General features: G+C 35.2%; 16 protein-coding genes and 1 tRNA gene. 7 read left to right on the top strand and 10 right to left on the bottom strand.

Annotation, left to right across the window (positions count from 1 at the left end; genetic code table 11):
- Positions 1-2 precede the first annotated feature (2 nt).
- Complete coding sequence (locus tag Q0X66_RS07375; protein ID WP_297704795.1) at positions 3-560, top strand: TlpA disulfide reductase family protein; 558 nt, start codon at positions 3-5, stop codon at positions 558-560.
- Between the two features lie 59 nt (positions 561-619).
- Here the strand turns inward: Q0X66_RS07375 and Q0X66_RS07370 are convergent, their stop codons facing one another.
- From Q0X66_RS07370 to Q0X66_RS07355, 4 genes are read right to left on the bottom strand one after another with little or no spacing between them, the layout of a single operon-like run.
- Complete coding sequence (locus Q0X66_RS07370) at positions 620-1,069, bottom strand: sterol desaturase family protein (RefSeq protein ID WP_297704793.1); 450 nt, start codon at positions 1,067-1,069, stop codon at positions 620-622.
- Position 1,070: 1 nt separating this feature from the next.
- Positions 1,071-1,910 carry a phytoene/squalene synthase family protein gene (locus Q0X66_RS07365; protein WP_297704791.1) on the bottom strand — a complete coding sequence of 280 codons (840 nt, stop codon included), beginning with the start codon at positions 1,908-1,910 and terminating at the stop codon, positions 1,071-1,073.
- A 3-nt stretch (positions 1,911-1,913) separates the two neighbouring features.
- Complete coding sequence (gene crtI, locus Q0X66_RS07360; RefSeq protein ID WP_297704788.1) at positions 1,914-3,386, bottom strand: NAD(P)/FAD-dependent oxidoreductase; 1,473 nt, start codon at positions 3,384-3,386, stop codon at positions 1,914-1,916.
- A 21-nt stretch (positions 3,387-3,407) separates the two neighbouring features.
- Positions 3,408-4,304 carry a MerR family transcriptional regulator gene (locus Q0X66_RS07355; protein ID WP_297704887.1) on the bottom strand — a complete coding sequence of 299 codons (897 nt, stop codon included), beginning with the start codon at positions 4,302-4,304 and terminating at the stop codon, positions 3,408-3,410.
- A 176-nt stretch (positions 4,305-4,480) separates the two neighbouring features.
- On the opposite strand from Q0X66_RS07355, the gene Q0X66_RS07350 reads away from it, so the two are divergent.
- On the top strand, positions 4,481-5,836 hold the full coding sequence (locus tag Q0X66_RS07350; RefSeq protein ID WP_297704786.1) for a Gfo/Idh/MocA family oxidoreductase: 1,356 nt from the start codon (positions 4,481-4,483) through the stop codon (positions 5,834-5,836).
- 11 nt (positions 5,837-5,847) lie between these two features.
- Positions 5,848-6,564, top strand: a complete 717-nt coding sequence (locus Q0X66_RS07345; protein WP_297704784.1) for a DUF1080 domain-containing protein — start codon at positions 5,848-5,850, stop codon at positions 6,562-6,564.
- Between the two features lie 52 nt (positions 6,565-6,616).
- Here the strand turns inward: Q0X66_RS07345 and Q0X66_RS07340 are convergent.
- Together Q0X66_RS07340 and Q0X66_RS07335 are read right to left on the bottom strand one after the other, a co-directional pair.
- Positions 6,617-6,700, bottom strand: a tRNA-Leu gene (locus tag Q0X66_RS07340).
- A gap of 134 nt (positions 6,701-6,834) precedes the next feature.
- Positions 6,835-7,284, bottom strand: coding sequence for a hypothetical protein (locus tag Q0X66_RS07335; protein ID WP_297704782.1), 450 nt, complete (start codon positions 7,282-7,284; stop codon positions 6,835-6,837).
- A 147-nt stretch (positions 7,285-7,431) separates the two neighbouring features.
- On the opposite strand from Q0X66_RS07335, the gene Q0X66_RS07330 reads away from it, so the two are divergent.
- Complete coding sequence (locus tag Q0X66_RS07330; protein ID WP_297704780.1) at positions 7,432-8,265, top strand: universal stress protein; 834 nt, start codon at positions 7,432-7,434, stop codon at positions 8,263-8,265.
- 24 nt (positions 8,266-8,289) lie between these two features.
- On the opposite strand, the gene Q0X66_RS07325 is transcribed toward Q0X66_RS07330, so the two are convergent.
- The 4 genes from Q0X66_RS07325 to Q0X66_RS07310 are packed head-to-tail and all read right to left on the bottom strand — an operon-like array spanning position 8,290 to position 12,078.
- Positions 8,290-8,964 carry an ABC transporter ATP-binding protein gene (locus Q0X66_RS07325; RefSeq protein ID WP_297704778.1) on the bottom strand — a complete coding sequence of 225 codons (675 nt, stop codon included), beginning with the start codon at positions 8,962-8,964 and terminating at the stop codon, positions 8,290-8,292.
- Between the two features lie 9 nt (positions 8,965-8,973).
- On the bottom strand, positions 8,974-10,236 hold the full coding sequence (locus Q0X66_RS07320; protein ID WP_297704776.1) for an FtsX-like permease family protein: 1,263 nt from the start codon (positions 10,234-10,236) through the stop codon (positions 8,974-8,976).
- A complete protein-coding gene (locus tag Q0X66_RS07315; RefSeq protein WP_297704774.1) occupies positions 10,236-11,336 on the bottom strand; it encodes an efflux RND transporter periplasmic adaptor subunit in 1,101 nt (366 codons plus the stop codon). The genes Q0X66_RS07320 and Q0X66_RS07315 overlap by 1 nt, the downstream gene beginning before the upstream one ends.
- Before the next feature lie 37 nt (positions 11,337-11,373).
- Positions 11,374-12,078, bottom strand: a complete 705-nt coding sequence (locus Q0X66_RS07310) for a LytTR family DNA-binding domain-containing protein (RefSeq protein ID WP_297704771.1) — start codon at positions 12,076-12,078, stop codon at positions 11,374-11,376.
- Between the two features lie 498 nt (positions 12,079-12,576).
- On the opposite strand from Q0X66_RS07310, the gene Q0X66_RS07305 reads away from it, so the two are divergent.
- From Q0X66_RS07305 to Q0X66_RS07295, 3 genes are read left to right on the top strand one after another with little or no spacing between them, the layout of a single operon-like run.
- Positions 12,577-12,876 (top strand): HPF/RaiA family ribosome-associated protein, encoded by a 300-nt coding sequence (locus Q0X66_RS07305; protein ID WP_297704768.1) that lies wholly within the window; start codon positions 12,577-12,579, stop codon positions 12,874-12,876.
- 24 nt (positions 12,877-12,900) lie between these two features.
- A complete protein-coding gene (locus Q0X66_RS07300) occupies positions 12,901-13,737 on the top strand; it encodes a universal stress protein (RefSeq protein ID WP_297704766.1) in 837 nt (278 codons plus the stop codon).
- Between the two features lie 48 nt (positions 13,738-13,785).
- Positions 13,786-15,681 carry a PAS domain S-box protein gene (locus Q0X66_RS07295; RefSeq protein WP_297704764.1) on the top strand — a complete coding sequence of 632 codons (1,896 nt, stop codon included), beginning with the start codon at positions 13,786-13,788 and terminating at the stop codon, positions 15,679-15,681.
- The last annotated feature ends 17 nt before the right edge of the window (positions 15,682-15,698 follow it).

The following is a 15,698-nucleotide window of genomic DNA, read 5'->3' as shown; positions in this document are numbered from 1 at the left end:
AAGTGAAATTAAAAAAGACACAGCTAGTCAATATTGCTATTATTCTATTATTGGCGCTTTATTTTTTTACACCGATAGGTTTTCATGCTAAAGTATATCTTAACAGGTTAATATCTCACAATCCTGTTCCTGTTGAAGAGAGAGCTCAGCAGTTTTTAGAGGATTATGATTTTAAACTGGTGAATTCAAAAGGTAATACCGTGAATCTCCTGGATTACAAGGGAGATGTTATATTTATTAATTTCTGGGCTACCTGGTGTCCACCTTGTGTTGCAGAAATGCCCGATTTACAACTGCTATATGACGCGTATGGGGAAAAGGTTACTTTTTTATTTATTGCCAGGGATAAAAAAGAAAAAGTGTCTAACTTCATGATGAAGAAAAAATATAATTTGCCGGTCTATTTCGAATCTGGATTTACACCAAAAACCTTATACTCTGCAGCTTTACCAACAACTTTTATTATAGATAAAAAAGGAAATATTGTTGTAGCTGAGACAGGATCTGCTGATTGGAACTCACAAAGCGTTCGCAGTCTATTGGATGGCCTCTTAAAATAATTATTAGCTTTCGGAAGCTTAGATATTCACCATTTTATTGAATACTATATTGAGCCCATTTATTTCTTAAAATACTTAAAAGGAACAATCAGCATTCCAAAACATTCACCTTTTTCTTTGCCAATATGCTTATGGTGCATTTTATGCGCCCTGCGTACACCTTTGGCATACCAGTTATTGGCATTTCTAAACATTTTAAATCGTTGATGAATGAAAATATCATGAACCATGAAGTACGCAGCACCATAGGCCATGATACCAAAGCCTAATGGCCATCCGTACCAGAAGGACGTATAGGACGCCAAATAGAAAAAGGTCATGCTAACAACTGCATAAAATATAAAGAAAGCATCATTGCGTTCAAACCATGAACCATGATCTTTTTTATGATGGTCACTGTGCAAACTCCATAAAAAACCATGCATTATGTACTTGTGAGTAAACCAGGCCATAAACTCCATTAAACCAAATGTGCCAAGGAAAATTAAGATCCAGATTATAATTTTCATGCTAGTATAAGTTCAGTTTATAATTTACATAGGACTTTGCAAGAAGTCCGAATTTTTGATAGTTGGGCACCCGTATTCTAGTGTTTTTGATTTCCATAGACGGCGTTTTCTGTAACTTACGGAGCAATTTATAATAATATTTATAAGCGGTATAAACACCAAATTTTGCTTCGTTAGGAAGTTGAACTATTCCGTCAAATGCCATTTTAAAATCTGTTTTTATTTCTTCGACAATCCTTAATTTCGACGTTTCATCTAGATCCAGGAGGTTCGTGTTTGGAAAATAAGAACGGTTTAAATGTTCATAATCGGCCTTAAGGTCTCTTAGAAAATTAACCTTTTGAAACGCAGACCCCAAAGCCATTGCAGAATCTTTAAGGGCTTCATAGCGATCATCGTCCCCTTTAACAAAAACGCGTAGACACATCAGGCCTACAACGTCCGCAGATCCATAAATGTATTCTTTAAATTCTGCTTCCGTACTGTAAACACTTTTATTAAGATCCATTCTCATACTTTTCATAAATGAACTAACCAAATGATGTGGAATTTGGTATTTATGGTATGTATGTTGAAAGGCATTTAGTATAGGATTAAGGCTTATTTTGTCTATTAAACTTGTCTCAAGATCCTCTTCAAATTTGTTGAATAATGTCTCTTTGTCATAGTCATGGAAGGCATCGACTATCTCGTCAGCACAACGAACAAAACCATATATATTGTATATGTCACCCCTTATGGAGGAGGATAACATTTTTGTAGCTAGCGAAAAGGATGTACTATAAGATTGAGTTACAATTTTGCTGCATTCAAAGGAAATATTATCGAAAATTGCTTTCATTTACTAACTATTATTATTTTTCTCTATTAATTCAGAAACTAATTTTCCCGAAATTAAAGAAGGAGGAACTCCTGGCCCGGGGACTGTAAGTTGTCCGGTGAAAAATAGATTATTAATTTTTTTACTCTTCAATCCTGGCCTCATAAAAGCCGTTTGTGATAATGTATTGGCCATTCCATAGGCATTTCCTTTATAAGAATTGTATTGTTCTTTAAAGTCATTTATACAAAACGATTTTTTAAATATAATATTATTTTCAACACTCTGTTTAGTCCGTTCCTGGAATCTTTTCAAGATAATATCAAAATACTGTTCCCTAAGTTCAGGTGTATCCTCTAATCCCGGGGCTAATGGAATCAGGAAAAAAGCAGTTTCCTTGTTACCGGGAGCCATACTTTTATCTGTTATTGAAGGGAAGTTCGCATAAAATAAAGGTCTGGATGGCCATTTGGGATTGTCATAAATTTCAGAGGCATGCTGACCAAAATCTGTGTCAAAAAACAAATTATGATGTTCAACATTTTCTAATTTTTTGTCAAACCCAATAAAGAAGAGTAAAGAAGAAGGAGCAAAGGTTTTTCTCTGCCAATATTTTTCAGAATATTGCCGATAAGCGCTGTCCAATAAGGTTTCTGTATGATGATAATCGGCACCGCTTAATACCATATCAGCAACTATTGTTTCAGAATTCACTAATATCCCGTTTGCCTTACCCTCATGCACTAAGATCTTTTCTACTGGGCTATCTGTGTGAATCCTAACCCCTAACTCCAGGGCTAAACTTTTCATTGCTAGAATTATCTGGTACATACCTCCCTTAGGATGCCAGGTACCAAGTCCAAAATCTGCAAAATTCATAAAACTATAGAAAGCAGGGGTATTGCTCGGCTTGGCTCCAAGAAATAACACCGGGAATTCCAGTGTTGAAATAAGTTTCGGGTTTTTAAATTTTTTACGAACTTCCTGACTTACTGTTTTAAAGAATTGGTCTACTCTTATTATAGTATCCTTCGTTACTAACTCTAAAGGGGAAAGTCCGGGACGATAGACAATTTCATTTATGGCAATATCATAATTTCTTTGTGCCTTGGCGATAAATTTTTTAAGATGCTTGGAACTGCCTTTTTCAATTCGCTCAAATTCCTCACAAATTTTATCCATGCAGTCCCCAATCGTGATAGTATCGTCTTCAAAGAATATTTTATAGGCCGGGCTTAGTTTATCCAATTGGTAATAGTCTGAGGTTTGTTTGCCAAAATCTGCAAAGAAGCGATCAAAAATATCAGGCATCCAATACCAACTCGGACCAATATCAAAGGTAAAACCATCTTTAGTAAGCTGACGGGCTCTTCCACCAATTGTATCATTCTTTTCATAAAGACTAACATTAAAGCCCTTTTTAGCCAGATAGCAGGCTGCAGAAAGGGATGAAAAACCCGATCCAATGATTACAACTTTTTTATTGTTGATATTCATGGTTTTACAGCTGTTGGTAACTTATAATGCTTTTGACAATTGTTCAATCGATGCAAAGGTACGAATGTGCGGCGGAAGTTTTTCTTTATTTATGTGTTGAATTTGCCTACCTAAAATCCATAAATTAGAATTTTTATGGTTTAAAAGTTTTGTAAAGTCATCAAAATATTTTCCTAATCTGTCTTTGTTTGGTACTACTGTAAAATAGGACAAATAATATATGTTATTATAATAGTTTTCCAGGTCTACAAGGTTTTCTAAAGGCATAGTCTGTCCCAGATAAATAGTTTTGTAACCACGAAGAAGAATTTCATAATTAATAAATAATAGCCCAATTTCATGGATTTCATTTTCAGGAAGAAAAAGAACGAATACTTTATCATGTTGAGTAGGTTCCATCAACTGTAATTTCTCCGTATTCGTGCAAATTTTCTGTTTAATCAAATTAGTAATAAAATGTTCATGCGATGGACTAATAGTATCTGTCTGCCAAAGTAATCCAAGTTCACTTAATAAAGGAATAAAGTATTCCCAAAAAATATCTCGAAAAGATTTTTCTGAAAGCAGGCTATTATATGTATTTTGGAATAATGACACGTCAAAATTAATCATGGACAATTTAAATGCATTGATTGCATGATTTTTTGTACTGTTTTTGGCCACGATCTCCCTGACAACAATCGGTATATCAGTCTCTGGTATTTTTGCGATTTTAGATATTTTGTAACCGTTGCTATAGAGCAAGGTAATATTCAGAAGCTTCTGAAGACTTGCCAGACTATAGGTCCTAATGTTGGTACTGGTTCGCTCTGGCGACAATAACCCGTATCTTTTTTCCCAGATTCGAATTGTATGTGCTTTAATACCGGACAGGTTTTCCAAATCACGAATACTAAATGATTTCTTTACATTGTTCATCATTTATAAATAATGTTTAAACAAATTTACAATTTTAAAGCGTAAGTATTTGATAGTTGCGTTAATTTTTTCGGAAGAAATCGGTAAAACAATCGTTTTTTTTTAGTTTATGACATTAAAATTTAAAAAATTCTATTATAAATGGATATATTTAACCTAACTAACCATGGTATATTATGTCAAAAAAAACCACTCAAACCAGAAAGCAGTTTTTAAAGAAAATAGGAGCAGGAACATTGGCTTTGGCCAGTGCACCGGCAATCATAGGTGCTGGGAGAAGACCTCAAATTTCTTATTTAAGCAGAAAAAAATATAGTGCGAACAGTAATATACAAATCGCTCTTATAGGTGCAGGGGGTATGGGATCTGAGGATACAAATACAGCCTTAAAACACGATGGTGTAAAATTAGTTGCTGTTTGTGACCTATATGATGGTCATCTCGAGAGAGCCAGGGAAAAATGGGGTAAGGACCTGTTTACAACGAAACAATATAAGGAAATATTGGCCAGAAAAGATGTGGATGCAGTTATTATCGGAACACCTGATCATTGGCATAAACAGATTTCAATAGACGCCATGCGTGCTGGTAAACATGTTTACTGTGAAAAGCCTATGGTTCATTCCTTAGACGAGGGGCATGATGTTATTAAAGCTCAGAATGAAACGGGAATGGTATTCCAGGTTGGTAGTCAGGGGATGTCCTCACTTGGAAATGAAAAAGCCAAAGAACTTCTAGCCCAGGGAGCAATTGGAGATATAAATTATGCCGAAGGTTTTTGGGCCAGAAGAAGCCCTACGGGGGCCTGGCAATACAATATCCCAGAGGATGCTTCCACAAAAACGGTAGATTGGGATACTTTTATTTCGAATACCAATAAGCGTCCTTTTGATGCTACCCGTTTTTTCAGGTGGAGAAACTACAAAGACTATGGGACAGGGATGTCCGGAGATCTTTTTGTTCATCTTTTTTCGAGCCTTCATTTTATAACTAATTCAAAGGGACCAAATCAAATATATTCGTCCGGGGGATTGCGTTATTGGAAAGACGGCAGGGAAGTACCGGATGTGCTTCTGGGAGTATTCGATTATCCTGATTCTGAGGAACACCCTCCTTTTAACCTTTCATTGCGTTGTAATTTTGTAGATGGTACCTCGGGAACAACTTATCTGAGAATTGTTGGTAGTGAGGGCTCTATGGATGTCCAATGGAGAAAAGTGATTTTAAGAAGAAATAATGAGGAATTTGACAGTGACCCATTTTTGCAGGCCAAGGCGTCACAAACCGCAGGTGGTAGTTCCAGGAAAAAGATGCTTCCTCAGGAAGAAATAGTTTTTGATGCCGAGGAAGGTTATAAAGGAGCCCATTATGATCATTTTTCCAATTGGTTCAACGCTATCCGAGGAGGCAAAGCTGTAACGGAAGACGCTGTCTTTGGTTATCGTGCGGCGGCCCCTGCTTTAGCTTGCAACGACAGTTATTATTTAGACAAAGCCATTAAATGGGATCCTGTTGGGATGAAACTACTTTAAATTTGAAGATTATGAAACGGCGTATAGTGATTATTGGTATGGTCCTTTTAATTGGAGCCTGCAAGAATACAGAGAAGAAAACAGTACAAATACCTACTGCAAAAGAAGCTCAAATAGTAACCACGGAATGGGTTGAACTCATGAAACCTTCAGACTGGAGGGGATATAACCAGGATTCCCTTCCATCAAATTGGTCAATTAAAGATGGTATTATTGAATGTTTTGGTGAAGCCGGAGATGTGGGAGGAGATATTATCAGTACAGAAACATATGACAACTTTGAATTTGCATTTGAATGGAAGATAACTAAAGGAGGCAATAGTGGTGCTAATTATCATGTCGTAGAGGATACTATATATCAATCACCCTATGAAACCGGACCTGAATACCAAATATTGGATGATATAGGTTTTGAAGAACCACTTGAAGATTGGCAAAAGACCGGCGCCAATTATGCTATGCATATTGCCAATGAAAACAAAACCCTGAAACCAGTAGGGGAGTGGAACACCAGTAAGATTATTTTTAATAAAGGTAAGGCCGAGCATTGGCTCAATGGTCAGAAAATTGTCGAATTTGATAAGAACTCCCAAGACTGGGAAGAAAAACGCAATAGTGGTAAATGGAATGATTATCCTGATTACGGTAAAAGTAATGATGGTTATTTGGCTCTGCAGGACCACGGAGCGGGCGTGTGGTTCAGAAATGTCCGGGTAAAACGCTTATAGTAATACTTTTAAACGAAAAACTGCTCCTTTTTTTACAGGAGCAGTTTTTTTGTGCCCACGACTGGAGTCGAACCAGCACGTCCTTTCGAACACTACCCCCTCAAGGTAGCGTGTATACCAATTTCACCACGTGGGCATTTTTACTAAAATTGCGGTGCAAATATAGCGAAGTATTTCTATTTGAAGATTAATCAAGCTTACTTAGTGCATCAAAAATCAACAATCATCAAAACTGTGTTCTAAGGATATAATAAAAAGTATTGCGTTGGATTAGTTTTTAAGAATATTTGGTAATTCCTCGCTGTCTATGATGTATTCCGTTATGCTAAATACTTCTTTTCGATTGGACCTAAACAGTTTTACAAATTTTGACATTTTATCTTCCAGATCTTCGTGATCATCTATAAATTGGGGGTTTGAACTCTGAACCGGATTTTCTACCATAAGGCCCAAATTCCCTTGGTGTGTGTTAACTTCCCTCATTAGATCCATACTTTTTTTCCGAATCTCAAAAAGGTTTTTCTGTATATTTTTTACCAGGTTAAGGTTATCGTCTTTTGTAATCCAGATAATATATTTATCAATCAAATGATGTAAAAACCTGAGATCGTCTTTATAGAATTCCAGATCTGACTTCCAATGATCTGTAAGAATATAAAGTTCTTGCCAGTTTACTTCTCCAATTTTATTTTGCTGAGTTGATTTATTGCTGCTATCCATGACAAATTTCCTTTTGGTTTGGATATTAAAAATAGTTTAGTTCATGACAAATTTTTATGATATAAGTCATGTAGAGCTTTTGTGACCAAAATCATGTTATGCAGATCTGAAATGAAGTAAATTGACTTATTATTTAAATGAATTGTTATGGACACTATTCTTTATGCCACGGATTGCACCAAAAATTCGATCTCAACTTTAGACTATGCTTTGAATCTCAGCGAAACTGTAAAAGCCAAACTGGTTGTACTTCACATATATGATATTCCGCCTGTAAGAACATCCAATATTAGGTCGCCTGAACAATTAAATAAATTGGCAATGAATGAGCATAAAGAATTACTGGAAGACTATTGCCGAAAAAACCTAAATCAAAATTTAAGTAAAAATCAACCATTATATGAGGTTGCTCAAAACACATCAATAAGCAAAGGAATTGTTGACAGAATAAGTAAATCAAAAATAGATTTGCTGGTCATAGGAATGAAAGATGAACATTCTTCACGAGGTTTCTTTAGTGGAAATATTGCGAATAAATTAATAGATAAAAACCTTTGCCCAATACTAATTATTCCTCCTCAATATAGCTATAAAGGGATAGAAAGGATTGCTTATGCCAGTGATTTTGAATCTTCGGATATCATTGCCATAGAAAAATTAGCTGCAATAGCGGAATATTATGATGCTAAAATAGAAGTAGTGCATATTCCTACTTTAGAGGAATATGGTGCCATGCAACAGATGGAATGGTTTAAAGAATTATTGGAAGTTCAGGTGCCGTACAAAAAAATAAGTTTTCACATGGTACTGGCCAATAGTATAGCACAAGGCTTAAGGAAGCATATAAAGGATGAGAATGCAGATTTATTAGGGATGTTGGAAAGAAAAAATAATGGTCTCTTTTCTTCTATTTTTAATAAAGATATTATAAAAAAAATGGAGACCTTAGTCACTATTCCAATACTTTGCTATAATTCCTAAAGTCAGGACTTAGTAATTTAAGATTCAGTTAATAATTGTGCCATCTTCCATTTCTATTATCCGATCTGTACGATTTGCAAAATCTAAATCATGTGTAACGACCAATAAAGAAAGTCCTTCCTCTTCCTTTAACCTCTTAAAAATTTGGAAAACATTTTCAGCATTATAACTGTCAAGATTACCTGTGGGCTCATCGCCCATTAAAATATCGGGATTATTTATAAGCGCTCTGGCAATTGCTACACGTTGTTTTTCTCCACCAGAAACCCTTGAAGCCCTTTTTTTTGCCAAATGTCCAATGTTCAGCATATTTAATTTTTCCATAGCATCATGTTCAATTTCTTCATAGGTTTTAGCTGCCAGTTTTTTAGCAGGAAGCATCACATTCTCCAGTACACTGAATTCTGATAGCAGATAATGAAACTGAAATACAAAACCGATATGCCTGCTTCTTATTTGTGACAATTCCTTATGGTGTTTGCCCGTGATGAGTTCCTCATTTAAAAATAATTGACCTTCATAATCTGTATCCAGGGTGGAAAGGATATAAAGAAGGGTGGATTTTCCGGAACCAGATTTGCCCATAATGGAGGCAAACTCCCCTTCTTTCACACTAAAGTTTATATCTTTTAAAACATGAAAATCTACGGGCTTTCTAAAATGCTTGTTGATATTTTTAGTTTCCAGTACCGTTCCCATAATTGTGAATTAGGTTCCGCGAATTATACGCACAGGATCTATTTTTCTAGCTTTATTTGAGGGTAAGTATCCGGCAATAAATGTAGAAATCAGGGCAAATACAATTCCAATAACATAATAGCCCGGGTTATAATTTACCGGGAATGTACTTATTGTAGGTAGTGCCTCGGTTTCGAAAGGTATATTATCAATAACTCTGGATAAAAAAAAGCCTATTATTAAACCAACAATTCCCCCTGCAACCCCAATTATCATGGCCTGACTCATAAATATAAGTTGCACATCCTTTCCCGAAAACCCTGTAGCCTTCAGGATGGCAATGTCTTTCATTTTTTCATAAATAAGCATATTCAGAATATTGTAAATTCCAAAGCCCGCAACAATAAGTAGGGTAATTGAAACCGCGTAAGTAATAATATTTCGAATATTACTTCCAGTTTCGAACTGAGCATTTGCTTCATTTATGTCAGTCGCTTTAATTTTAAACTGCCTTTCCAACTGCCTGGCCATGGGAACAGCTTCTGTGATATCATAGAGTTTTATATTGATATCTGTAATATAATTCTCGGCTTCTCCTTGTATTCTCTGCACGGTTTTAAGATTTGCAAAACTTTGAACATTGTCTATTTCCGCAATACCACTTTGGTAGATCCCAACTATCTTTAAAGGAAATACAGTTCCTTTAACAGTACTTATTTGTATTCGGTTCCCAACGCTCAGTGACATTTTTTTAGCAAGACCGGATCCCAGTAAAATACCATTGTCTGTATTTCTGAGCGCCTCCGGGCTACCTTCTACAATATTATCCTGAATATTTGATAAGCGCACTTCCTCCATAATATCTACACCCACAAGGTTACCACCTAATTCAATAGAGCCCGATAAATAAAATATCTGGGAACGAAGTTGAGGTGTTGCACCCTTCACATTTTCCTGATCTTTTAAATAATGTAATATCGGAAGGGCATTATGTATTTTCAGCTGGCTTTGTTTTGGCCTGATGGAGTGTATAACATTTAAGCCACCGTCAAATTTTTTATATAAAGAAATTGGCTGTTCCGCGGAAGGTTCAATTTCATTATACATATGAATATGTGGGGTCTGGTTAAGAACAAGATCATCTAACATTCCATTCAAACCCGTCATAAAGCTTACCAATGTAATATAGGCCCCAATACCAAATGTAACTCCAAGCGAGGCGGTTACCGTAGATTTCATCTTTGTTAGAAGATGTGTTTTGGCGATACTAAATATGACCTTCCAATTAGTCATTATTCCGGCTTTATTAAGTAGGTTTCAGCATCAAGACCCGATCGAACTTCAACGCGTTCCATGTCTTGTAAACCTGTAACAATTTCTATAATTCCTGTTTCAGTCTTCACTTGGTTTTCGCCTATAAGATATGCCTTAGGAATGGTTAGAGCATTTTCCTTTTGAGAAACTATAATATTGCCCTCTCCTGCCAATCCGGGATAAAGTACTTCCGGAGTATCTATGAATAAAGCTTCAATTTTGAAAGTCTGAGATCGTTCATCCTTTCTCGGATAAATTTTGTTAACGATTGCAGAATATACTTTTGACTCATAAGCATCAAGAGTAATTAAAGCGGTTTGACCAATTTTCAGCTTAACAATATCAACTTCGTCAACTAACATTTCAATTACAAAATCATCTGCACTTCCTATGGCTGCGATAGGCTCCATTGTATTAATTATTTCGCCCTGATTTTTATAAAGTGCGTAGAGCTTTCCATTGATTTTACTTTGTACTGTAAAATCTTCGGTTGCAATCAAAGAGGTTTGGTAATTGTTCTCTGCCTGCTTTAATTTTGTGTTTAATTCTGACTTTGTTCGTTCAAAATTACCTTTAAGCAAAGCCAAACTATTAGCTGATAATTCATAAGCCAGTTTTCGATTTTCGTATTCTACTTTGGATCCTATATTTTGTTCCCAGAGATTTTTTTGTCTAGTAAAATTTACAGAATCATTTTTATATCTAAGTTCCGCTGCATTTATTTCATCGATTAACGCCTTAATTATGGCATTACTACCGCTGTAATTCTCTCTTGCTAATTCAAGATTTAGTTTGGCATTTTCAGTGTTTAATTTAGGAGTATTGTTAATGATTTGAGCTATTGGGGCACCTTTTGAAACCGAATCGCCTTCGTCAACAAAAGTTTTATCCAGAATACCTCCTACAGCCGCATATACCTGATAAAGGCTGTCAGGTTGAATTGTTACCGAGGAATATACAGATTCTGTTATAGTTGCTTTAAGAGGCAATATCTTTTCCGGACCATTACTACAGCTTACAAAGACAGAAATTATAATAAAGCTAAAAATAAATCTAAACGATAAAGGCATGTATCTCATTAAGCTTATTTTGAGTTATTGGGTCTGAATTTACTTGCTAACTATCAAATTTTTCCAAAAGAAATTCAAGTTTAGGTTTTTGCTTTCTGCTCATGGGAATTTGATGTTTATCTATTTCCACACTTGTACAGTCGAATTTATCTACCTTGTTTAAATTTACAATATATGATCTATGAATCCTAAGAAATCTGTCATTCGGTAGCTTATCCGAAATTGATTTCATAGTACTTAGAGCAATGACTTTTTCATTGTCTGTGATTATTTTTACGTAATCGCCTAAGGCTTCAATCCATTTAACTTCTTTTATATTAAGCTGCTTGTTTTTCAGATTACTACGCACTGTGAAAGTTTCCTTATCTTCTTCAACTACATTTCGCCTGTTATTAGATAGCACTTTCCTTACTGCATGGTCAAATCGATCACTATTTAAAGGTTTTAATAAAAAATCTGTTACACCATAGTCAAATGCTTTTAGTGCATTATTGGAATTACCGGATATTATTATCACCTGTATTTTCTGATCCAAAGATTCAAGAAGATCGAAACCATCAATAAAAGGCATTTCAATATCGAGAAGAATTAAATCTATTTTATTGTTTTTAATGATTCTATTAGCGTCTATGGCATTACTGCATCCTGTCACCAAATTCAGATCATCATGATTTTGTACCATCCGGGCTATGATCTTACAATGCACTTTCGAATTTTCTACAACTAATGTGTTTAAAGGTGAATCTCTCATAACAATTAATAAAGATGCTCATATTCAGTTCACCAAGAAAGTTCTTAGATTTCTGATGACTATCTATTAAAAAACAAAACTACTTGCATTGTTAAGTAACACAAATGATTTTAATCATTGTAGGGTCCACTATCGGTCTGGCCAGAAAAAAACACTCCTGGGATTAATACTTGATATCGATGATCAGATAGCGTCTGCCAATTCTTTTTTTTCCCGATCTTGTATTCTCACAGGCACCATTCTGTCTTACTCTTTTGGGTCAGAATATTAGTAAAAATGTAATCATACCGGGAGTCCTTATTGTCTTGCTTAAAGAGAGCAATGGACTTAGGTTTTAATCTACTAACTTTTCGTTTTTGGCCAGGTTAATTAGTATCTCTAATTTAGTGGATAGTATATCTGAATTATTATAACTAGACAACAATCAAAAATGATAAATGTCATAGTTTACCATATAGCATGGTGCGATCTTTATTACAAACTCTAAATAATATAATTATGACAATAAATATTCAATATGTTCAAATGCCAACGAGTGAATCTATGAGTGCTATTATTACTTCTAAGTTAGAAAAACTGGCAAATAAATATGATTGGATTATTAAGGCAGATGTCTTTTTTAAATTAGAAAATGACCCATCTGGTTTAGGTAAAATATGTGAAATACGATTAAGTGCACCCGGTCCCAGGTTATTTGCTAAATCTAATCAGGATAATTTTGAAAAGGCCGCGGCCACGACAATAAAGGAATTAGAAAACCAGCTCAAAAAGAGAAAAGAAATTTTTAAAAAGTATTGAATAAGATATTTTAATTAAACTACCATGAAAAAAATATTAGTCCCCGTAGATTTTTCGGAACATGCAGGATATGCAGTTGAAGTCGCTGCTAAACTGGCAAAGGATTTTAGTGCAGAGATTATTGTACTTCATATGATGGGTCTGTCTGAAGCCTACTTAAGCAAAAGTGAATCTGAGGAAGCCGCAGAGGCGCACTTTTATATGAAATTGGCCAGAAAGCGTTACGAAACTTTTTTAAATAAACCATTTTTAAAAGGTGTTAAGGTTACCGAAATGGTTCAAAACTATAAGATCTTCAGTGAAATAAATGAGGTAGCCAAAGAAAACAACATTGACCTGATAATTATGGGCTCGCATGGGGCAAGTGGGGTTAGTGAAATTTTTGTAGGATCCAATACTGAAAAGGTAGTGCGTTCCTCTGATATTCCTGTTTTGGTAATAAAAGAACCATCTCCTTTGTTCACTCCTAAATTAGTTGTTTATGCTTGTGATCTTCGGGTAGAGAGTATTAAAGCATACCATAGCGCAAGGGCTCTTTTTGAGAATTGGGACCTTAAGCTTCATCTGGTATATGTTAATTTACCTAATGAAGAATTCATGAGCTCAGGAGAGATTAAAAAGAAAGCAGATTTTTTCCTTAAAGTTGCCCATAATGGTGCCGTTCCCTCTAATACTGAAATGATTTATGTCTCAGATTACTCAATTGAGAGAGGCATATTTAATCATGCGAATGATGTACAGGCCGATTTAATAGCGATTCCTACCCATGGAAGAAGCGGAATAGCGCATTTTTTTAAAGGAAGCATTGGTGAAGATGTGGTGAATCACGCGAATTTACCTGTGATTACTTTTAAGGTCTAGTAAAAGCCAACATTTTGCTTTCGGAATATTCATTCCTAAACTTAAAAGATGCATGTTTTTGATAAGAATATTAATATTTTCCATTTACTTTCGGAAGCTATATCGGAGGGAATAATAGTGGTTAGTCAGGATCAGTTAATTGTCTCGATTAATAAAAAAGCAGCACGGCTCTTTGATTATTCCAATAATGAACTTTTAGGAAGACCCTTATCCCTGCTAATCCCGGATAAGTATAAAAATGCACATAAAGAGCATGTTATTGAATATTACAAACATGTAAGGAAGGAAGCAATGGCCGGGGGGCGATGTGTACGAGGGCAGAGAAAATCCGGCGAGGAATTTCCTTTAAATGTGAGGTTTAATCCTTTTTCTATATATAAAAAAACCTATGTTCTTGCATTGGTTCATGATTTGTCTGCAAGAAAGGAGATTGAAGAAAACTTAATTGTAAAAGGTGAAGCATTGGACGCCACCCAAAATGGTGTCGTCATTTCAGATGCATTAAAAGAGGATCATCCTATTATATATGTGAACAAGGCATTTAGGAAACTTACCGGGTATTCAGAATCTGAAGCCCTAAATAGAAATTGCAGGTTCCTCCAGAAAGACGATAATGACCAAAGAGGCGTTAAAATAATGCACAAGGCCATAAGAGCAGGTAAAAAATGCAGGGTTCAGGTGAGGAATTACAAGAAAGATGGTACTTTATTCTGGAACGAAGTTTCCATTACACCAATACGAAATCGGGAAGGTAAGATAACTCATTTTATAGGGATACAGAATGATTTGACCAACCGTGTAAAGGCCGAGGAGGAAATACGCCATTTTTTAAATATTTTTGATGAATCACTTAACGAGATTTATGTTTTTGATGCGATAACCCTCATGTTTTCTCATGTGAATTATGGGGCACAGAAAAATACTGGTTATACTATCCGAGAGATTAAAAGGATTACTACTAAAGAGTTACTGGCCGACATCTCTGAAAAAAAATTCCGAAACTTAATCGATCCTATTCAGTTAAACTCCAATAAGAAAATTCAGATTGAAACAGAAATAAGGCGAAAGGATGGCTCAAAGTATCCGGTAGAAGTTCATTTGCAATCCTCGAGTCTGGGAAATAGGAAATTGATAGTTGCTATTGTCCTTGATATATCTGAACGGAAAAATTATACTCAAAAACTGGAAAAAACAGTTGCATTAAGAACACAGGAACTAAAGGAAGCCTTGGTTAAAGAAAAAGAACTGAACAATCTAAAGACCAAATTCCTTTCCTTGGTTTCTCACGAGTTTAAAACTCCTTTAAGCACTATCCTTACCTCAGCCACATTGGTTGGTAAATATACAACTACTGAACAGCAGGATATCAGGTTTAAACATTTAAAATCTATTAAAACAGGTGTACATCATCTTACCGGAATATTGAATGATTTTTTATCTATTGAGCGATTAGAAAAGGGAAAGGAAGTTTATAGACTTAATGATTTTTCGCTTAGTAAAGTTGTTAATGAGGTAATTTACAATGCGAATATGCTACTAAAAACAGGTCAAAAAATTAATTATCCCCTTAATATAGAGGATCTTACAATACATCAGGATGAGAAGATTATTTCATTGGCATTAACCAATTTGTTACATAACGCAATTAAGTATTCTCCTGAAGAAACTGAAATAGATTTAGAGATTGAAATTAATGAAGATAATATTCGCTTTCATGTTATTGACAAAGGCATTGGTATTCCGAAAGAAGACCAAAAGCATATATTTAACCTTTACTTTAGGGCAGACAATGTACTGCTGACTCAAGGTACCGGTATAGGCCTGAATATTGTAAAATCGCATGTTGAGAACCTGGGAGGGAATATTAGCTTTAAAAGTGTGGAAAACAAGGGGAGTAAATTCACGATAGAACTGCCTCTTGATGACAATCGCGAAGAATACTAGGTAGTTTAGTTATAAAC

The organism is uncultured Eudoraea sp., from assembly GCF_947260015.1.
Lineage (GTDB): Bacteria > Bacteroidota > Bacteroidia > Flavobacteriales > Flavobacteriaceae > Eudoraea.
The sequence above is the reverse complement of the archived record's forward strand: the minus strand, read 5'-3'. Positions and strand labels throughout refer to the sequence as shown.